At 60.4% G+C, this 18,656-nt stretch carries 15 protein-coding genes and 1 tRNA gene; 8 read left to right on the plus strand and 8 right to left on the minus strand.

Translation table 11 applies throughout. The features are described 5' to 3' along the window. Nucleotides 1-55 precede the first annotated feature (55 nt). The 5 genes from DXC90_RS07570 (at nucleotide 56) to DXC90_RS07590 (ending at nucleotide 5,938) form a co-directional block, all read left to right on the plus strand. On the plus strand, nucleotides 56-1,063 hold the full coding sequence (locus DXC90_RS07570; RefSeq protein WP_117735441.1) for a YitT family protein: 1,008 nt from the start codon (nucleotides 56-58) through the stop codon (nucleotides 1,061-1,063). 104 nt (nucleotides 1,064-1,167) lie between these two features. After that, on the plus strand, nucleotides 1,168-1,887 hold the full coding sequence (locus DXC90_RS07575; RefSeq protein ID WP_117735442.1) for a GntR family transcriptional regulator: 720 nt from the start codon (nucleotides 1,168-1,170) through the stop codon (nucleotides 1,885-1,887). A 206-nt stretch (nucleotides 1,888-2,093) separates the two neighbouring features. Further along, nucleotides 2,094-4,067, plus strand: a complete 1,974-nt coding sequence (locus DXC90_RS07580; RefSeq protein ID WP_117735443.1) for an ATP-dependent DNA helicase RecQ — start codon at nucleotides 2,094-2,096, stop codon at nucleotides 4,065-4,067. A 2-nt stretch (nucleotides 4,068-4,069) separates the two neighbouring features. Next, complete coding sequence (locus DXC90_RS07585; protein ID WP_117735444.1) at nucleotides 4,070-4,825, plus strand: GntR family transcriptional regulator; 756 nt, start codon at nucleotides 4,070-4,072, stop codon at nucleotides 4,823-4,825. Between the two features lie 144 nt (nucleotides 4,826-4,969). After that, a complete protein-coding gene (locus DXC90_RS07590; RefSeq protein WP_117735445.1) occupies nucleotides 4,970-5,938 on the plus strand; it encodes an SIS domain-containing protein in 969 nt (322 codons plus the stop codon). Nucleotides 5,939-6,071: 133 nt separating this feature from the next. Here the strand turns inward: DXC90_RS07590 and DXC90_RS07595 are convergent, their stop codons facing one another. Then, on the minus strand, nucleotides 6,072-7,049 hold the full coding sequence (locus DXC90_RS07595; protein ID WP_117735446.1) for an L-lactate dehydrogenase: 978 nt from the start codon (nucleotides 7,047-7,049) through the stop codon (nucleotides 6,072-6,074). A gap of 229 nt (nucleotides 7,050-7,278) precedes the next feature. On the opposite strand from DXC90_RS07595, the gene metA reads away from it, so the two are divergent. After that, nucleotides 7,279-8,205, plus strand: a complete 927-nt coding sequence (gene metA / locus DXC90_RS07600; protein ID WP_117735447.1) for a homoserine O-succinyltransferase — start codon at nucleotides 7,279-7,281, stop codon at nucleotides 8,203-8,205. Nucleotides 8,206-8,228: 23 nt separating this feature from the next. On the opposite strand, the gene DXC90_RS07605 is transcribed toward metA, so the two are convergent. The 4 genes from DXC90_RS07605 to DXC90_RS07620 all read right to left on the minus strand — a co-directional run bounded on the left by DXC90_RS07605 (nucleotide 8,229) and on the right by DXC90_RS07620 (nucleotide 12,922). Beyond that, entirely contained in the window at nucleotides 8,229-8,825 is a 597-nt protein-coding gene (locus tag DXC90_RS07605) for a 5-formyltetrahydrofolate cyclo-ligase (protein ID WP_117735448.1), read from the minus strand. A gap of 147 nt (nucleotides 8,826-8,972) precedes the next feature. Next, nucleotides 8,973-9,302 (minus strand): type II toxin-antitoxin system HicB family antitoxin, encoded by a 330-nt coding sequence (locus DXC90_RS07610; protein WP_022094981.1) that lies wholly within the window; start codon nucleotides 9,300-9,302, stop codon nucleotides 8,973-8,975. Continuing rightward, on the minus strand, nucleotides 9,295-9,558 hold the full coding sequence (locus DXC90_RS09875) for a type II toxin-antitoxin system HicA family toxin (protein ID WP_117735449.1): 264 nt from the start codon (nucleotides 9,556-9,558) through the stop codon (nucleotides 9,295-9,297). The genes DXC90_RS07610 and DXC90_RS09875 overlap by 8 nt, the downstream gene beginning before the upstream one ends. Before the next feature lie 316 nt (nucleotides 9,559-9,874). Beyond that, nucleotides 9,875-12,922 carry an insulinase family protein gene (locus tag DXC90_RS07620; protein WP_117735450.1) on the minus strand — a complete coding sequence of 1,016 codons (3,048 nt, stop codon included), beginning with the start codon at nucleotides 12,920-12,922 and terminating at the stop codon, nucleotides 9,875-9,877. Between the two features lie 643 nt (nucleotides 12,923-13,565). Here DXC90_RS07620 and DXC90_RS07625 point away from each other — a divergent pair. Beyond that, a complete protein-coding gene (locus DXC90_RS07625) occupies nucleotides 13,566-15,032 on the plus strand; it encodes an ATP-binding protein (protein ID WP_117735451.1) in 1,467 nt (488 codons plus the stop codon). Between the two features lie 100 nt (nucleotides 15,033-15,132). Here the strand turns inward: DXC90_RS07625 and DXC90_RS07630 are convergent, their stop codons facing one another. After that, nucleotides 15,133-15,501: a hypothetical protein gene (locus tag DXC90_RS07630; protein ID WP_117799310.1), complete on the minus strand. Its 369-nt coding sequence runs from the start codon at nucleotides 15,499-15,501 to the stop codon at nucleotides 15,133-15,135. Between the two features lie 338 nt (nucleotides 15,502-15,839). On the opposite strand from DXC90_RS07630, the gene DXC90_RS07635 reads away from it, so the two are divergent. Next, on the plus strand, nucleotides 15,840-16,922 hold the full coding sequence (locus DXC90_RS07635; RefSeq protein WP_117735453.1) for an HNH endonuclease: 1,083 nt from the start codon (nucleotides 15,840-15,842) through the stop codon (nucleotides 16,920-16,922). Between the two features lie 445 nt (nucleotides 16,923-17,367). Here DXC90_RS07635 and DXC90_RS07645 read toward each other — a convergent pair whose 3' ends face one another. Together DXC90_RS07645 and DXC90_RS07650 are read right to left on the minus strand one after the other, a co-directional pair. Continuing rightward, nucleotides 17,368-18,054, minus strand: coding sequence for a DUF5710 domain-containing protein (locus DXC90_RS07645; RefSeq protein ID WP_117735455.1), 687 nt, complete (start codon nucleotides 18,052-18,054; stop codon nucleotides 17,368-17,370). 402 nt (nucleotides 18,055-18,456) lie between these two features. Continuing rightward, nucleotides 18,457-18,531 (minus strand) — tRNA-Val (locus DXC90_RS07650). Nucleotides 18,532-18,656 lie beyond the last annotated feature (125 nt).

Raw genomic sequence — 18,656 nt, forward strand, 5'->3', positions numbered from 1 at the left:
ATGCTACAATCGCCGGCATGCCCCACAATTACATCTGCCTTCGAAAGGAGCCTACGTGGCGAACGCCATCGATCAGCTCACGGACCGCGTGCTCGTGCTCGGCCGCCTCACCATCGTCCGCCGCGCCATTACTGCCGTGGCGGTCACGATTTCCGCCATTCTTCAGACATTTCTGATTCAGGCGTTCATTCAGCCTGCCGACCTGCTTCCGAGCGGTCTCACCGGCGTCGCGGTCCTGCTCGATCGCGTTACCTCGCTTGGCGGCATTCACATCGACATCTCGCTCGGCATGCTGGCGCTCAACATCCCCGTGGCGCTCCTATGCTGGAGCGGCATTAGCAAGCGCTTCGTAATCTTCTCGATGATGCAAGTTGTGCTCTCGTCGTTGTTCCTCAATATCTTTCACTTCGCCCCGTTTTTGGGCGACAAGATCATGCTCATCATTTTTGGCGGCGTGGTCTCGGGCCTGGGCGCTGCCATCGCGCTTAAGTCCGGCGCATCCACCGGCGGTACCGACTTTATCGCTCTGTGGGTCTCCAACCACACGGGCAAGACCATCTGGGGCGTCATCTTTGGTTTTAACTGCTTTATCCTGGCGATCTTTGGCTTTATGTTTGGCTGGGACAACGCGGCGTACTCCATTGTGTTTCAATTTATTTCGACCAAGACCATCGACAGCTTCTATCGCCGCTACGACCGCGTGACGCTGCAGATCACGACGCGCGAGGCAGATGAGGTCATGACCGCCTATGTCAATCACTTTCAGCACGGCATTAGCTGCGCCGAGGTCATTGGCGGATACAGCCGCGAAAAGATGTACCTGCTGCACACCGTTGTCTCGACCTACGAGAGCCAGGATATCGTCAAGCTGGTGTGCGACGTCGACCCCGGCGCCGTGATCAATGTGTTCCACACGCTTAACTTTGTGGGCGGCTGGTGGGGCGGTCATGTCGACGAGCCCATGCCTACGGCCGTACCCGATCCCGACAAGCCCGCGCGCATGGCCAGCAGGCAGGCCCGTCTGCACGATCAGGAAAGCTTGCAGCAGGACGACGGCAAGTAAAGATTTGCTGTATGCGGTGTATCGTTTTATCAAGCTGAGGTAACATATAAAAAGACGTTATATACGTATTAGTTATTTCGATATTTTGATAAGAGTGATCAGATATGCCAGCGCCCAAAAATGCACCGCTTTACCAGCAGATTTACGACGAGATCAAGGAAGCGATCGAGAAAGGTGTTTATGCACCTAAGGAGCGCATCCCGTCCGAGCTTGAGCTTGCCGAGCAGTACGAGGTGAGCCGCATTACGGTGCGCCGCGCCGTCGAGGAGCTGTGCTCCGATGGCTACCTGGTTAAGCAACAGGGTCGCGGCACCTTTGTTTCCACGCCGCACATCAACCGCCAGTTCCATGCCTCGACGCTGCAGACTTTTTCCGCGCTATGTGCCGACAACGGCATGAAGGCCGGCGCGCACGTGGTTGATCGCCAGATTGTGCCGGCGCGTCAAAACGAGATGGAGTTCTTTGGCCTGCAGAAGGACGCGCTGCTGCTGCATATCAAGCGCGTGCGTACGGCCGATGGCGAGCCCATATTTGAGGAGAACATCTTTGTGCCGTTTGACGCCTACCGTGAGCTGTTGACGGCCGATCTTGAGGACAAGTCGATTTTTGCCGAGGTCGAGCGTGTTGGTGGAACGCCGATTGTCTCGGTTGGCTACCGCACGGTCGAGGCCGTTCGAGCTAACGTCGAGCAGGCGGCCGAGCTGGGCATTGCTCCGCACGATCCGCTGCTCAACCTGCGTGCCGGCTTTACCGGTCCCAACGGCGAGCCGGTCCTGATGGGTAAGCAGTACTACGTGGGATCGCGCTACGTTATGGTGATGTAGTTCGGGATAGAAAACGAGAGTGGATAATCTCCCGTTTTAGGTCCGGTGGCGGCCTTAAAGTGGGAGATTATCCACTCTCGTTCGTCGGGTGTCCAAAAATCCACTCTCGTCCTTTCGGAACGCGTTGCTCGTGGCTAGCGGCAGCTCGGCGCTGGTCCGCGTGGCGGCGTATAATCGGCGGCAGAGGATTCTGACGTTAGGAAACCATGACCGATAGCATGCAGCAGATGGCGCTCGACACGCTCGGCGCCTATTTTGGCTACACCTCGTTTCGCCCGGGGCAGGACCGCATGGTCGATGCGATCCTTGGCGGCCGCGACGCGCTGGGCGTTATGCCCACGGGCGCCGGCAAGTCCATTTGCTACCAGGTGCCCGCGCTCATGCTGCCTGGCATCACCTTTGTGGTGAGCCCGCTGCTGTCGCTTATGGAGGACCAGACCCGCGCGCTGCTCGCGGCGGGTGCACGCCCCAGCTATCTCAACTCCAGCCTTACTCCGGCCCAGCAAAACACCGTGCTCAAGCGGGCGCGCGAGGGTCGCTACCAGCTTATGTACGTGGCGCCCGAGCGCCTGCTCGAGCCGCGCTTTTTAGCCTTTGCGCAGGAGGCCGCGGCGGACGGCGGCATCGGCGTGCCGCTCGTGGCCATTGACGAGGCCCACTGCGTAAGCCAATGGGGCCAGGATTTCCGCCCCGCCTACCTGCAGATTCGCGAGTTCATCGATTCCCTGCCGCAGCGCCCCATCGTGGCGGCCTTTACCGCTACGGCGACCGAGCGCGTGCGTGCTGACATTCAGCAGATGCTCGGCCTGCAAAACCCCGCGTGCGTGGTGACGGGCTTCGATCGCAAGAACCTCTACTTTGGCTGCGAGGAGATGGGCGACAAGGCTAAGGCCGCCTGGGTGCGCGACTATGTGATCGCGCATTCGAGCGAGAGCGGTATCGTGTATTGCTCGACCCGCAAGACCGTCGATGCGCTCGCGAGCGAGCTTGCCGAGGCGCTGGGCCCCAGCGGCATTCGCGTTGGTCGCTACCATGCCGGCATGGGCAACGACGCCCGTCGCCAAAGCCAGCGCGCTTTTATCGACGACGATATTCAGGTGATGGTCGCCACCAACGCCTTTGGCATGGGCATTGACAAGCCCAACGTGCGCTACGTCATCCATAACAACGTGCCCGAGAGCATCGAGGCCTACTATCAGGAGGCAGGTCGCGCCGGCCGCGATGGCGATCCTGCCAGCTGTCACCTGCTGTGGAATGGCAACGATTTTCGCATGCGGCGATTTTTGATCGACCGCGGCGATGCGGCCGACGAGGCGCTCGACGATGAGCAGCGCGCGTGGGCGCTCCAGAATCGATACCGCCTGCTCAGCCAGATGGAAGGCTACTGCAATACCACCGGCTGCCTGCGCGAATACATGCTGCGCTACTTTGGCGACGAGGCCGCGGCCGAGCATGCGGCCGTAGGCGGCGCTGTCACGGACGACGCCGAGGGCTGCGACAACTGCAGCAACTGCCTCACGCAGTTCGAGGTCGAGGACGTCACCGATATGGCCCGCGCCACCGTGCGCTATGTGGCCACGCGGCCCATGCGCTTTGGCAAGTCGCTCATCGCCGATGTGCTTCACGGCGGCAACACCGAGCGCATTCGCCAGATGCATCTGGACGAGGGCCGCGGCTACGGTGAACTGTCGAGCGAATCGGTCGGGCGCATCAAGGACATCATCGGCCAGCTGTGCGGCCGCGGTTATTTGGCAACCTCGCAGGGGCAGTACCCGGTCGTGGGCCTGGGTCCGCGTGCCGGCGAGGTCGAAGAGGAGGCGTTTGCCTTTACCGTTAAGCGTCGCGCGTCCAAGCGCAAGGCCTCGGCCCGCGCTCGCCGTGCGGTGGATCTGCTGCGCGAGGAGGCCGAGCTGGATCAGCGCCCGCGCGTGGGCGACGATGCCGAGCTGTTCGAGCGCCTGCGTGCCCTGCGCAAGGAAATCTCGACCGAGCTCGAGATGGCGCCGTACATGGTCTTTTCCGACAAGGCCCTGCGCGGCCTGTGCCGCCTGCGTCCGCAGACGCGCGACGAGCTGATTCAGGTCAACGGCATCGGCGAGAAAAAGGCCGATGCCTTTGGCGAGCAGTTTATGGCGGCGATTGAAGAGTTTGAGTCCGAGCATGCGCGAGATGGAGCGTAACGATGGCAACTGACGATAAAACCGAGCGTGCCGACGTGTCCGCCGTGCCGCTGTACCAGCAGGTCATGGACGACCTAAAGGGCGAGATCGCGCGCGGCGTGTACGCGCCCGGCTCGCGCATTCCTTCCGAGATGGAGCTTGCGAAGTCCTACGGCGTGGGGCGCATTACCGTGCGCCGCGCCATTGAGGAGCTGTCGCGTGCGGGGTATCTCAACCGCCAACAGGGGAGGGGCACCTTTGTGTGCGCCCCCAAGCTCAAACGCAAGATTCGCCAGAAAGGCGATGTCCAGAGCTTTACCGAGGGCTGCGCCGCCAACGACATGGTGGCCGGAGCACGCTTGGTGTCGCGCACGGTGGTCGCGGCGACGCGCGAGGACGCGGCTTTTTTTGGCGTGGAGCCCGGCTGCGAGCTTATCGTGGTCGAGCGCGTGCGCACGGCAGATGGCGTGCCCGTCATGCTCGAGAACAACGCCTTTGTGCTGGCCGATCATCCCTACCTGCAGACGTTGGCCGATAAGGACCTCGCCGATAACTCGATCTTTGCGTTCGTTGCCGAGCATTCGGGCCGCGCACCGCTCAAGTCCGACCCCTGCACCGTGGAGATTGCGCTTGCCGATGCTCAGGCGGCCCCGCTGCTGGAGGTGCCGGTTGGCGAGCCGCTCTTCTATATGGAGGCGTACTTTACCGATGCGGACGGGCGGCCCCTGCTGCTCGGGCGCCAAAAGATCGTGGGCTCGCGCTACTTGTTTGACATCTAACGCCCATAGACAGAACAACATAGAACAAATTTGCTGAAACGACTTCACCTGTGACAGTTCGCATGTTATAAATAGGACAACATAGAACGATCGCAGGTACGAGCTGTCGTCGTTCAAAGCCGCCACACAAGGAGGAGCGTCACGGTGAACGCACACGATCTGATTCAGGAAATTATCGAGCGCAAGGGTAAGATCGAGAACGTCTTTTGGATCGCCTGTGGCGGTTCGATGATCGACCTGATGCCGGCCAACGAGCTGCTCAAGCGCGAGGCCACCACGTTTGCCTCGACGGTCTACACCGCGCGCGAGTTTTGCCTGATGGCCCCCAAGAGCCTGGGGCCGAAGTCGCTCGTCGTCGCCTGCAGCCACAGCGGCAACACGCAGGAGGTCGTCGACGGTTGCGAGATGGCGCTGGCTGCCGGTGCCGAGGTCGTGGCTATGACCGACTATGCGGGCTCCAAGATCGACAACGGCAAGTGGACCACCTGGGTCTATCCGTGGGGCAAGGGCGAGTCGCAGGCCGAGGTCCCGCAGGGCATCGGCGTTCTGATGGCTGCCGAGCTGCTCGACCAGCAGGAAGGCTACGAGGCGCTCGCCGACATGTATGCCGGCCTTAAGCAGATGGACGCGCTGCTGCCCGCCGCCCGCGAGAAGGTCAACGCGGAGCTGGGCGACCGCTTTGCCGAGCTCTGCCAGCAGCACAAGTTCTTCTACATCCTGGGCTCCGGCCCCAACTTTAGCCAGACCTACGCTATGGCCATCTGCTCGCTCATGGAGATGCAGTGGCAGCACTGCTGCTACATCCACTCCGGCGAGTACTTCCACGGCCCCTTCGAGGCCACCGAGCCCGGCGTGTTCTACTTTGTGCAGCTCGGATCGGGCGAGTGCCGTCCCATGGAGGAGCGCGCGCTCGCATTCCTCAACACGCATACCGATACGGTCATGGTGCTCGATGCGCTCGAGTACGGCGTGGGCGAGGTGCCGGCCAGCGTGCGTTCGTTCCTGGAGCCGATCTTCTTCTACGCGATGAGCTGCGAGCTGCGCGCCGCCCGCGGCAAGGTGTTCGACCACAGCCCCGAGGTTCGTCGCTATATGGGTGTCGAGCAGTACTAGGTACCGGGAAAAGTATTCACCTTCGATTCGCAAGCGAACAGCGTGCGTAAAAAGCGGGCCGCGTCGGTGGGTTTCCGGCGCGGCCCGCTCTGCATTGCATCTGTGTGTGCAAAGTATTGCGTCAATCGACGACCTACTTGGCGTCGTAGGCCTCGGCATCCCACCAGTCGAGCTGGGCAATGTTGTCACGGATGTGCTGGCAGCTCTTGTGGAAGCCTTCGAGCTCGTGCTCGGAAAGGTCGAGCGTGTAGACCTCCTCGACGCCCTCGGCACCGATTACGCACGGCAGGGAGGTAAAGATGCCCTCCTCGCCATACTGGCCGGTCATGAGCGTAGAGGCCGAAAGCACGGCGTGCTCGTTGTGCAGCACGGCGGCGCAGACGCGCGCGGCGGAGTTGGCGACGGCGTACTCGGTGCACTGTTTGCCGGCGTAGGTCACATAGCCGCCCTTGCGCGCGAGCTCCTCGACCTCCATGTGGTCGAAGGCGTACTTGTCGGGGTTCTCGGCCTGAAGTTCGTTGAGGCTCTTGCCGGCGATGGTCGCGGCTTTAAAGGCGGCAAGCTGGCTAAAGCCGTGCTCGCCGATCATGTAGGCGTCGATGGACTTGGGGCTCACGCCGATCTTCTTGGAGATCTCGGTGCGCAGGCGGGCGGAGTCCAGACCGCAGCCCGAGCCGATGATCTTCTTGGGATCGTAGCCGGTCAGGTGCCACAGCTCGGTGCACACGACGTCGCAGGGGTTGGAGATGCTCACGAAGATGCCGTCAAAGCCGGCGTCGACGATGCGCTTGGCAAAGGTGCGCGCGGCGTCGGTGGTAAAGAACAGCTCGCCGTCGCGGCTGCCAGCGGCCAGCGCGACCTTGCCGGCGGCATTGACGATGACGTCGCAGCAGGCCAGCTCCTCGTAGTGGTCGTAGCAGTTGACGATCTTGGTGTTGTACGGGACAAACGAAAGGGAGTCGCGCAGGTCCTGGACCTCGGACGTCACCTTGGCCTCGTTGATATCGCACAGGTACAGCTCGTCGGCAATGCCCTGCATAAGCAGGCTGTTGGCAACGTGTGCTCCTACGTGGCCCTGGCCGACCACACCGATCTTACGCGTCTGGTACATATACGTATCCTTCCGGCCGAGTTTTTCGCGTCGAACCATTGTAGCGTCCTGGCGTCACTTTGCTAGACTAAAGTGCCGTAGATTTTTGGGACATGCCTTAATTTCTACTTTTGCGGCGTTGGAGGGTAGATTTTTGGGACCTACCCGAAAATCTACCGCTGGGCGATGTGCTCGCGCGGATGGGGTCGCTCGTTGTACCATAGCTGCAACTGACTCGTTAGGAGCTTCCATGCCCATTCGCATTCCCGACGCCCTCCCTGCCGCCGCGCAGCTCGAGAGTGAGAACATCTTTGTCATGACCGAGTACCGCGCGCTGCACCAGGACATCCGTCCGCTGCGCGTGCTCATCCTTAACCTCATGCCCACCAAGATCGCCACCGAGACGCAGATCATGCGCAAGCTCTCCAACACGCCGCTGCAGGTGGAGGTGGACCTGTTGCGCACCAAGACGCACGAGGCCACGCACGTGAGCGCCGGCCACCTGGAGATGTTCTACCGCACGTTCGACGACATCCGCGATATCCACTACGACGGCCTGATCATCACGGGCGCGCCGGTGGAGCAGATGCCGTTCGAAGAGGTCGACTACTGGCCCGAGCTCTGCCAGATCATGGATTGGTCTACCACGCACGTGCACTCTACGCTGCACATTTGCTGGGGCGCACAGGCGGGGCTCTACCATCATTACGGTATCCAGAAGCACGATCTGCCGGCAAAGGCGAGCGGCGTCTTTGAGCATTATCTGGTGAAGCCGCAGAGTCCGCTGGTCCGCGGCTTTGACGACCGTTTCTATGCCGTGCATTCGCGCAATACCGATGTGCGCCGCGAGGACGTGGAAGCCGAGCCGCAGCTCGAGGTCGTTGCCGTGTCCGACGAGGTGGGCCTGTACATCGTCAAGTCGACCGACAGTCGCCGCTTCTTTGTATTTGGCCACCCCGAGTACGATACCGACACGCTGCGCCTGGAGTACGAGCGCGACGTGAAGCGCGGGCTTGATCCCGAGGTGCCGGCACATTACTTCCCGGGCGACGACCCCACCGCCGAGCCGCGCAACGTCTGGCGCAGCCAGGCTCAGCTGTTTTACACCAACTGGCTCAACTACTACGTCTACCAGACCACGCCCTACGACCTGGCCCGCGCCGGCGAGGAGCACTAGGCTGTCGGGAAGTACGCTGGCATTTAGGCGTTGACGATGTTGGGCAGTGGCAGGTCGTGGGCGTCGGTGGGAACGTGGTCGACGCGCTGCTCGTCAAAGGCGATGCCGATGATTTGGCATGCGGGCGAGACCGTGGGTAGGTAGCGGTCGTAGCAGCCGCCGCCGTATCCCAGGCGCGCACCGGTGCGGTCGAAGGCTACGAGCGGCACGACGACCATGTCGAGAGCTTCGGCAGGCACGATGGGGAAGCGGATGTTGTCGACGTCCGTGGCTGCGAAGGCCCGCGTAGGGTGGGCGATAAACGGGGTCTCGGACGCATTGCAAGCAGAGACTGCCCGCATGCACATGCGCTGGCCATAAGCCATGGCGTCTGTTGCCGAGAGCATGCACGGATAGGCCGCGCGCCAGCCGCGTTTGGCGGCCGCGGCGGCAAACGCGGCTGGGTCGACCTCGGAACCCATGGCGGCATAGACGGCAACGGTGCGCGGTGCCGCGGCACCCAAGCGATCCAGCAGCTCAACAAGCCGCGCGCATACAACAGCAGACTTCGCTGCCCGAACATCCAGATCAAGAGCATCGCGCCGAGCAATCACCGCCCGCCGCAACTCAGCCTTATCCATTCCAGCCTCATCTCCCAAACCTACCAAAAAAGGGAAAGGTTAATTTTGACAGGTTTTATCTGGGCAAACGCGATATGGGCAGTAAAGTCACCGCAAATAAGCCTGCGAACTGCGCCCTTTGTGGTTGTTTGGGCCTATGCGTTAATGCTATAACGCCGCAGCGATCGCTTCAGTCACAAACTTATTGAGTGACTCACCCTTCTTTGCCGCCGCCAGCGCTGCTTGCTTGTGGAGCTCAGAGCCCGTTCTTACGTTGAACGAGCCCTTAAAAGCCCGCTCGGGTTCCTTGCCCTTCTCGGCGCAAAACTCAAGGTAATCGTCGACGGCGTCGTGGAAGCATTGCTCCACTTCTTCAGCCGTGGAGCCTTCAAATACGATTGCGTCCCTAATGCCGGCGACCATACCTGTTAGCACATGCTGTTCGGCATCGAACTCGACCGGGGCGAAATAACCCTTGTATGCCAAAACGTTACTCATGACTACCTCCGACATCTTGCAGAAAGCGAACGATGTTTCGAATGGTCCCCGCTGTCAATTCGTCAGATGGATGAGGCGTGTGCATTACGAACATCCTGCCATCTGATGGCCTGTAGAAGCGAACGCGCGATCCGGATGTCTTGCCTTTGCTGTCCATTTCAAAGCCATATGAAGCCATAACTTTAAGAAAGTCAGCGAATCTATACGTTGAAGGACAGCTAAGCAGCTGGGCGATGAGTTTATCGGATCGAGTCATCCCGCCTCACATTCTGCAACTATATTCTAGTTGCAATTTCAGTTTGATGCAAGCACCTCTACTATAGAACATGTGTGCGTATAGAACAAGTGTTCGAATCACAACTGAGGAAGGAGACAGGCACCTTTGTGGTGGTCTGTGCTGTGGAGTGGGCGTCTGCGGCGGTTCGTCTCAATCTGTAACAGTAACTCGGCAAAATTGGACCTAGATGTTACAGATTGAGACAAACCGCCGCGGTGGGCTGCGCCGCCCCGCTCAAACCGCAGAAAAAAGGTAGATTTTTAGACATGTCCCAAAAATCTACCTTTGCCGTGCGTTAGCCCATCAGGTCGACGACGTTAAAGTCGGCGTTGCTCTTGGCGATGACGTCTCGGCCGCCAAAGACGCAGGTCGGCGACTCGGCTGCGATGCGCGTCACATCGGCGCCGAGCGAGCGCAGTTCACCGGGCGTGGCGGCGAGCATCTGGGCGCGGCGCTTCTCGCGCGCGTTGGGATCGAGGCCGGCCAGGTAAGTCGTGTTGCGGCGCTTGGTGAGCGCGTAGGGCTTCACCGGCGCGTCCATGCCGCTCACGCAGCTCACGATAAAGCCCTCAAAGGCGGCTTCGTCGGGTTCAAAGCTGCCGAGCCATTCGCCCGCGCGCGCCACGCGCTCAATCGAGGGATCGATTGCCGGGTCGCGGTAGGTGTAGAACGCCGCCTGGCGCTCGCCGGCCGCGCGGAATCCGCAGCCGTACGCGCCGCCCTTTACGCGGATCTCGTTCCACAGGTAATCGTAGGAGAGCGCGTTGGCGGCAACCGCCCAGGCGCCCGTCACGTCGATGCCCAGACGGCGCGGGTCGCATGCGCTTGCCGCAAAGCAGATGTCGCTGGGGATGACAAAGGCCTCGTGGCGGTCGCGCGGCACCGGCACCACGAGCGCGTCGCGGCCGGCAGCGCCGCCGCCAGCGTCCGCGCTCAACCCCAGGTCGCCCGCGGCGGCCCAGTACGCGTTAAAGTCTTCATCGCTGCCGGTAAAGCTCGCCAGGCAGCCATCGGCCACAAAGATGCGGCCCGCCAGCTCGGCAAACTTGGCGCGCAGGCTATCCAAGCGCTCGTCAAAGTGTTCGAGCAGATCACGCAAGAACAGGTAGAAGTCCACGCCCGAGAGCTGTTCGCGCACCACGGCCGAAGGCGAGCTGTAACTCATCGCGCGACCGAGTGCTGCCGAGTGGCCGTTGTTGATAAAGCCCTGCTCAAGCCCAATGCGAATCTGCGTGAGCACGTCGCGCACGCGATCGGCGTCGGCATCGAGCAGCAGCGTGCTCGACCACACCTCGCGCGGCAGGTTTGCCAGCGCATCGATCTTCTCGGACAGGGCGCCGGCGCTTACCAGCAGGTAGGGGCGCACGCCGTCCACGTCGGGCTGCGTCATGACCTCGGTCGTAAAGCTCAAAAAGCCCAGCTTGCCGGCGATGAGATTATCGAGCTCCTCGGCCGAGTGCTCGCTCGTGGGCAGCTGCTTGAGCAGGCGGCAGAGCAGGGTCACGTAGGGCAGGTCCTCAAACGCGACGCAACCCAGATCGAAATATTGCATGGCGTAGGCCAGGCGGTTGGTGGGGATGTCGTGGCGCAGGCAGGGGATGGGCGCGGTTGTGTCCACGACCAGCGGCGGCTCGGGGCGTGCCTCGCCAATGTCGGACACGCGCAGGCGCGGCAGCGTGGCCTTGGCTTCGGGCGTGTCCTCGGCCTCCTGCGCGGCACGCAGCGCGGCCGTGCGCTCGACCACGTCGGCCAGCTCGGTATCGGTCATGGCATCGCGCTTGGCTGCCAGCTCAGCGCCCTCGGCGCCCTCCGAACCGGAGCCGGCGTCCACCGGCACCAGCTCGACGAGCGCCATGTGGTCGTTTTCCAGCACCAGCTCGCGCAGCAGGTCCTCAAAGTAGCTACCGTCCAGCTCGCCGCGCAGCTCCTCGTACACCGGACCGTACTTGAGCGCCAGCGTCGCGGCGTTGTCATCGTAGAGCCAGGTGCTCAGCGCGTCGCATGCAATGGCCACGCCGTCGGCGATGCCGTAATCACGCTGGCGCAGGTCGTACTCGTTGCTGCTGATGATGGCTTCCAGGCGCTCGCGCGGAACGCCATGCTCGCACAGGTCGCGGCAGGCGTCTTGGAACACGCGGCGCAGCTCGCGCGCCACACCGGGCTGCGCGTTTTGCAGCATGATGAGCTCGTAGGGCTGCAGACTCTCGGCCGCGGTGTAGCTCACCACGTTGCCGCCCAGGCCGGCGGCCAGGATGGCCTTCTTAACCGGCGCCTCGTTGGAGCCCAGCAGCGCCTCGAACAAGATATCCGCAGCGATCGTGCGCTTGCGATCGAGCGCGCTGCCCAGCACAAAGCCCAAGCCCACCAGGGCGTTCTCGGGCGTGGTGGCCATCTCGACGCGCTTGTACTCGCAGGCCACGGGTGCCTGCACGCCCAGCGGATTGGGCGCCAGCGTGGACGGGTCTTCGCCGGCGGCGACGGCTGCGTCCATGCGACGGCTCGCGGCGCTCGACTGCGACAAGTAGCGCTCGTCCAAAAAGGCCAGCGCGCGGTCCACGTCCAGGTCGCCATAGAGCGTGATGTAGGAGTTGGAAGGGTTGTAGTGGCGTGCGTGCGTGTCCAGGAACTGCTCGTAGGTGAGCGCCGGAATCGCGCGCGGGTCGCCGCCGCTCTCGTGCGCATAGGCGGTGTCGGGGTAGAGCGCGGCGTTGACGGCGTCGTCCAGCACGCTCATGGGGTCGGACAGTGCGCCCTTCATCTCGTTGAACACCACGCCGTTATAGCGCAGCGTACCCTCGCGTAGGCTGGCGGAGCTGTCGCCGTCCTCGCCCTCGACGCCCTCCGGCAGGTCCAGCTCGTAGTGCCAGCCCTCCTGCTCAAAAATGGTGGGCTTGGTATAGATAGCCGGGTTGAACACCGCGTCCAGGTACACGTCCATCAGGTTGTACAGGTCCTGCTCGTTGGTGGTGGCAACGGGGTAGATGGTCTTGTCGGGGTAGGTCATGGCGTTGAGGAACGTCTGCATGGAGCTCTTGATCAGGTCGACAAACGGCTCCTTGACGGGGAACTTGGCCGATCCGCACAGCACCGAGTGCTCAAGAATATGGAACACGCCGGTGGAATCGGCCGGCGGCGTCTTAAAGCCGATGGCAAAGGCCTTGTTTTCGTCGTCGCACGCCAGGTACAGCAGGCGAGCGCCCGAGGCGGTGTGGCGCAGCACGTAAGCGTCCGAGTCGAGCTCGGGCACGGTCTCGCAGCGCTCGACGGCAAAGCCGTGGCAGGTGGTGCCGGGCACCAGCAGCGCGGCGGCAGCGGCGCGAGGGTCGGTTGAGGTGGTGGGCATATGCAGTCTCCTTTGACGCCCCAGCGGGGGCGAATCGAGTCGAATCCCCGAGAGTATACCCATATGGGGCCGCGGCTCTGCGGCGAACTGGAGACGATGCCGGCTGATCGTCGACCATCCGCGGTTCGCCTGCCGCAGAAGCGAGGAAATCCGGACGCGCGAGCGTGGAAAATTGGACACTCGCCAAACGAGAGTGGATATTTGGACGGACGAGCGAGGATTTTCGGACACCTATCGAACGAGAGTGGATATTTGGACGGAATATGTCGCAAAAGCCCAAAAACCGTCCAAATATCCACGTTCATTTTCCGACCGTCCAAAAATCCACGCTCACGTATCACTCACGTATCTCTCGTCTCTCACTCATCTCTAATACGAGAGATAACAGAAAGACGAGAGATAATTATGAGAGATAACTGAACAGAATAGAGAAAAATCAATCGTGATATTGTTTCAATATCGATTGTTCTACCAGCAAAAACATGTTTAAATGAAGCAACTAGCAGACATCCTATCTCTCATCTCTCACTCATCTTTAATATGAGAGATAACAGAAAGATGAGAGATACTTATGAGAGATAACCGAGAGATGAGAAGTGTCCGTCTGGGGTACACCCGCAGGATCGAGCGAAAGGACGTGCAGATGAACGAAAACGAGCTGGTCGGTCTGCTCGAGTCTTTAAGGCGCATGGGCTCGGACGATCTTAACGTCGAGGTCAAGGAGAGCGCCACGACGCTTTCCCGCGACGTATGGGAAACGGTCAGCGCTTTCGCAAACACCGCCGGCGGCATCATCGTACTCGGAGTGAGCGAGCGCGCGGGTTTTGTCCCAGTTGCAAACTTTGAGACCGAGAAAGTGCTCAACCAATTCGTGGCGGGCATGGGCGATGCCGGCGGTCGCGGAAAGCTGGCCAATCCGCCCAAATACACCATTGAGCGCGTGGAGCTCCAGGGCACCGTGGTTCTGGTCATCACGATTGAGGAGCTCGACCCGTCGAGCAAGCCTTGCTATGTCATAGAGCGGGGCGCCCAGGGCGGCAGCTACAAGCGCGTCGATGACAAAGACGTGCCGCTTTCGTCGACCGAGGTTTTGGCGCTGTCGTCATACGAACGGACGAGTCCTAGCGATCGCGATACGGTGCCCGGCACGAGTGTGGGCGATCTCGACGAGTCGCTGGTCGATCGCACGATAGAGCGTGCCTATTCGTTGACGCCTCGAGCGATGCGCGGTGCGACGGACAAGAAGACAAAGATGGAGCGCCTGAATCTCCTCGACTTCCAGGGCAATGTTACCAAGGCCGGCCTCCTTGCCGCGGGCGTTTACCCTCAGCAGTTCTATCCCAAGCTCTTCATTGATGTGGCTGTCCATGCGGGAACTCAGAAGGGCATGGCGGGGTCGCTGAGGTTCATGGACCGCACAATCTGTGAGGGAACGTTGGGCGAGATGATCTCGGATGCCGTCGCAGCCGTCGCCAAGAATTTGCGGCGAACCTCGACCGTCCAAGGCGTCTCGCGTGTCGACTCGCTTGAGATTCCCGAGGAGGTTCTGCGCGAGGCAATCGCCAACGCCGTAATCCATCGAGAATACGGGGATCGGTTCTGTGGACAATCGATTGCCGTCGACGTCTTTGATGATCGTGTCGAGGTGACGAATCCTGGCGGCCTTTACGGGGGAAAGACTCGCGAGAACTTGTTTGACGGCAGCTCCCGATGCCGTAACGCGACGCTTGTGAAGCTCATGTCGATTGTCCCGCTGCCGGATGGCGCAGGTTCGCCGGCTGAGGGCAATGGCTCGGGCATCCCGATGATGATCGATGCCATGCGCGCGCATGGTCTGGCCGAGCCCCTGTTCTGCCCGGGATTCGATCGGTTCAAGGTCGTACTTTACCGTTCAAAGATCGAGCCGGTCGATCATGGCGGGGGCTTAATTGTGACGGCACTCAAACACTACGGCGAGCTGGGGACGCGCGAGCTGGCAGAGCACACAGGGCTCACAATTTCCCAGGTTAGGTCGCGCGTCAACGCGCTCATTGCTCAAGGCGAGCTTGAGCCCACGGCGCCGGCGACGAGCCGCAACCGCAAGTATCGACTGTCGGAGCGCGTGGGATAGATGCGTTAGTGGACGAGGCGACCCAATAATCGACTCTCGATTGGCGTCCATTAAGGTAAAGCGGTTGTTGCCCAGTCGACGGTGATGCTAAAGACTCGGCTTACGCCGGCATGGCCCCGAACCCGTCCATCAAGAACAGCCTAAGAACCAGCTTGATGACATATCCCGGTTTGACTTCAGCCGTGCCAAAGACGCTGCGCTCGGCGAGCTCGCTGCAGTATGCATAGATGTCGCGGATAAGGTCCGCGCCCGAAAGCGTAAACATGTAGCCTGCGTCCGAAAGCGCATTGGGTGCGGCGGGCAATTTGGTCATGCGACAAAAGGTCAACAGGTCGGGCGCCATAGCGTCCTGGTAGCCAAGATGGCTGCCGTCTTCTTGTGCGACGAGTTCCAGCTGGCGTACTCGATCCAGCGCCGCTGCCAGCACAAAGCTCGGTGTGGGAGCATTGACGTCCTCCGTGCTCGCCACGAGTCTGCCTGCTGCCTGCGTGACAAGCCAGGCGACCTCGCGCTGGCAGCGCACGGCCTTGCGTGTAACCGGCTTGATGGACGAAGAAGAAACGCTCCCCTTAGGCGGATTCGAAGCAGCTATAAGGCCCTCCCATGAACGACCCGGTCCAACAAGCCCGGATGAAACACGTGCTACATCAGTATACAGGGAAGTGGGACAGCGGGGTACAAGCGCGCCAGCGGCAAACCGAGAGCATCAACGACGTGCCGATCGCGGAATGAGACCTCGTAATAATTGACTCTCGGCCATATTATTGAGGGGCATGATTCGCGTTCGTATGGTTGTAGGTGCTGGCGATGAACGACATTGACCTTGCTGTTCCGTTGATGGATGGACCAAGCTATGACCGCGCCTGCAGTCTCGTGCCTTCCGAATACGTTGAGGCATGGGAGTGGTTTCTGGGTGAGGAACAGCGCGGCGGCGTTTGGACCAGCCTTCCGCACCACACCAAGGAAGATAGCCCTCAGTATCAGTATCGTTTGAGAATTGGCTCGGACTTCTTTCCCGTAACGCGGGATTCAGGGATCTTCTGGCCGGGCCAGGATCGGGTGAAGCAAGATCCCAATAAGATCTTTGCGCTTTCGGTCCATAACTCTAAAAAGAGCTTCTATACCGATGTTCCTCCGCTCTATTTGGATGACGGCACGTGGGTCATTAAGTATTCGGTTCAAGCGCCGGGCACCGTTGGTTCTCGAGACCAAGACTATAACCGGAAAATGCTCAACTGCATGGAATGTGGCGTTCCAGTTGGAGTCATATTTGCAACTGAGGTGGGCTATAAGGTGCTTGGCCTTGCGTTTGTTGAACGGTTCGAGCCCGAAAACGGCTGGTTTGTTCTGCATGGTCCCGTTCATAAAGGCGGGCCTGACCCTCGTTTTGCGTCCGACATGAGCTATCTGAAGCACATGCCAGTCGACATTGAGTTTGCCGGACGGGATGCGACCGATGACGAAAAAGTTCGCTATGCGTTAAGGCGCGAGCGACTGGGGCAACAATGGTTCCGCAAGCAGCTCGTTGCCGCCTATGACGGCCGTTGCGCGGTGTCGGACTGCGGCGTCAGCGAAGCTCTGGAGGCTGCACATATCGAGAATTACTCGGGCCCTAAATCGCAAGTTGCCAGCAATGGCATTCTGCTTCGGCGCGACTTACATTCCCTATTTGATGCTCATCTGATTTCGTTTGAGCCTGTTTGCGGTGAATATCGGCTGTGCGGATCGTACCTGCTGGATAAGACCGACTACGCTTCCTTTGCAGGTGCGACGCTAAGGCAGCCGAATGAGCGTCAGTGGCGACCCAATACGGCGTTTCTTGAGGCCCATCGCATTGAGTTCGATCGCTCGGAAAAGAAGCGTGAAAAGGCGGGGATTCTGCCGTATTAGCGTATTTGGCTTTGGTGGTCTTTTAAGATCGTGTTGTTTGATCGGATCGCGTGGCGATGCAATTTCGCGCGCACTTGCTGGTGCATGCTCTTCCTGGTTTCAATTACGGGAAGGGAGCGAGCGTGAGCTGGCGAGGCGATGTCGTGATGGGGAAGTACGGAAAACTGCCGCGTGCCCTTATCGACAACAATATGTTTCCGAGCGTAGAAGTTGATTGCGGGTCGTTTGTCGTCGCCTGTCCTTGTTGCGGCTCGCAAATACCGTGTCTCGACATTCGGTTCATCGATGCGCGCGACAGACTCAGCGACGAAGTGAGAAAACGGACAGGCGTTCATATGCCGGTGTACCCGGAGAAATGCCCTGTTTGTGGCCTCGATATCGTGTACGACGCCGGCGACGAGGGATAGGTGATGCGGAGGAGCTGGCTGTGAAGGCCTCTCCGTCCCTACAAATAAATCCCCTCACCGAGCTGCTTGTGGAACTCGGCGTGATGGTCGCGTGCCCAGGTAAAGAGCGCCTGGTCAAAGTCGGTACGCGCGGCCGGGACGCCAAAGACGCCGGCAACTTCGACGCGCACAAACTCCAGTGCCGGCAGCTTGTTGATGGCAGTGAGGGCAAACGGGGATGAGGGCTCCTCGAACAGATAGCGGCTGCCTTGCAGCGCATCGCAACTGGTGCACGTGTTGCCGAGTGACGGGGCTTTGGAGGCTCGCGCGCCCACGGGCTTGTAGCCGCAGCGCTTATGAAGGTAGTCGCGGATCTCGCCCGGTGCGCAGCCAAGAGCGGGCACGATGGCGAGTGCGTTGGCGTTGGCCGTGTCGATGGCAATGTGCCCGGCTTTGTTGGGCGCGTGCGCGATGGCGATGCTCTCGTCGTTATCGGTTCGATAGGGAATGCCGAAGGCCGCGACCGAGGTCTCTTTGTGACACTTCCAGCACTCGCGCTTGCCCAGTACTAGATATATATACGGCGCCGAGAGGTCGGATCGGTCAACACCGGGCAGCCACTCGGCAAAGGGTTCGGGGTTGACGCCGCTAGGTACATACCAGATCTTCTTGGTTCGGTCCCATTTGGCGCCCAGCGCCTTGGCTTCTTCTTTGTGCGAAAAGGGAACATCGAGCTCGGTGCGCATGGCGGCTCCTTGGTGCTGCAGGTGCAAGTGGCTCAAGGATACCGCAGAGCGCAGACATCGCGGCGTTTTGCTGAGAAGTTGCGGTTCGGATGGGTTCGAGACGCGTTGGTCTCGGCCTCGGTGGCTATTGGGGCGGTTTTGATTGACTGCGGAGTCAGCCGGGATAGGCACTTGGGTTGCTGACGCGGTTTTGTGCATGGGCAGGGTGGTTGTTTGAGCGGTTGGAGCAGTTTGCGGCGCAGTTTTGTGCCTGGCTATTGTTGATGTTGGGGTATTGAATTTATTTGGCAGCCATTCGTCAGGTGAATTGATGCTACGTTGCGATGATGGTTGGAGCTGCCAGCGGATTTGGCGACATAAAACAAAACAGCCCAGAGACATAGCCTCTGAGCTGTGAACATTTGGTGGGCGTTAGAAGATTTGAACTTCTGACCTCTTCCGTGTCAGGGAAGCGCTCTCCCCCTGAGCTAAACGCCCTATCAAGGGTGCGCAAGTGCGCAAGGGATAATATAACGGAGCCTGAACTCGGTGGCAAGAACATTTTTAAAAATCGCTTGCATTGTGGTCTGGTGAGAAAAAGCCGCTCGCCGCCTGCAGGTGAC

The sequence above is a fragment of the Collinsella sp. TF09-1AT genome (genome assembly GCF_003436895.1).
In the GTDB taxonomy this organism is placed as follows: Bacteria; Actinomycetota; Coriobacteriia; order Coriobacteriales; family Coriobacteriaceae; genus Collinsella.

Excerpts from the sequence above, each read along its gene's own strand:
- DXC90_RS07595 (WP_117735446.1), bottom strand. The coding sequence starts at position 7,049 with ATGTACCAGACGCGTAAGATCGGTGTGGTCGGCCAGGGCCACGTAGGA.
- DXC90_RS07605 (WP_117735448.1), bottom strand. The coding sequence starts at position 8,825 with ATGGATAAGGCTGAGTTGCGGCGGGCGGTGATTGCTCGGCGCGATGCT.
- DXC90_RS07585 (WP_117735444.1), top strand. The coding sequence starts at position 4,070 with ATGGCAACTGACGATAAAACCGAGCGTGCCGACGTGTCCGCCGTGCCG.
- DXC90_RS07620 (WP_117735450.1), bottom strand. The coding sequence starts at position 12,922 with ATGCCCACCACCTCAACCGACCCTCGCGCCGCTGCCGCCGCGCTGCTG.
- DXC90_RS07645 (WP_117735455.1), bottom strand. The coding sequence starts at position 18,054 with ATGCGCACCGAGCTCGATGTTCCCTTTTCGCACAAAGAAGAAGCCAAG.
- DXC90_RS07610 (WP_022094981.1), bottom strand. The coding sequence starts at position 9,302 with ATGAGTAACGTTTTGGCATACAAGGGTTATTTCGCCCCGGTCGAGTTC.
- DXC90_RS07580 (WP_117735443.1), top strand. The coding sequence starts at position 2,094 with ATGACCGATAGCATGCAGCAGATGGCGCTCGACACGCTCGGCGCCTAT.
- DXC90_RS07625 (WP_117735451.1), top strand. The coding sequence starts at position 13,566 with ATGAACGAAAACGAGCTGGTCGGTCTGCTCGAGTCTTTAAGGCGCATG.
- DXC90_RS09875 (WP_117735449.1), bottom strand. The coding sequence starts at position 9,558 with ATGACTCGATCCGATAAACTCATCGCCCAGCTGCTTAGCTGTCCTTCA.
- DXC90_RS07575 (WP_117735442.1), top strand. The coding sequence starts at position 1,168 with ATGCCAGCGCCCAAAAATGCACCGCTTTACCAGCAGATTTACGACGAG.
- DXC90_RS07635 (WP_117735453.1), top strand. The coding sequence starts at position 15,840 with ATGAACGACATTGACCTTGCTGTTCCGTTGATGGATGGACCAAGCTAT.
- metA (WP_117735447.1), top strand. The coding sequence starts at position 7,279 with ATGCCCATTCGCATTCCCGACGCCCTCCCTGCCGCCGCGCAGCTCGAG.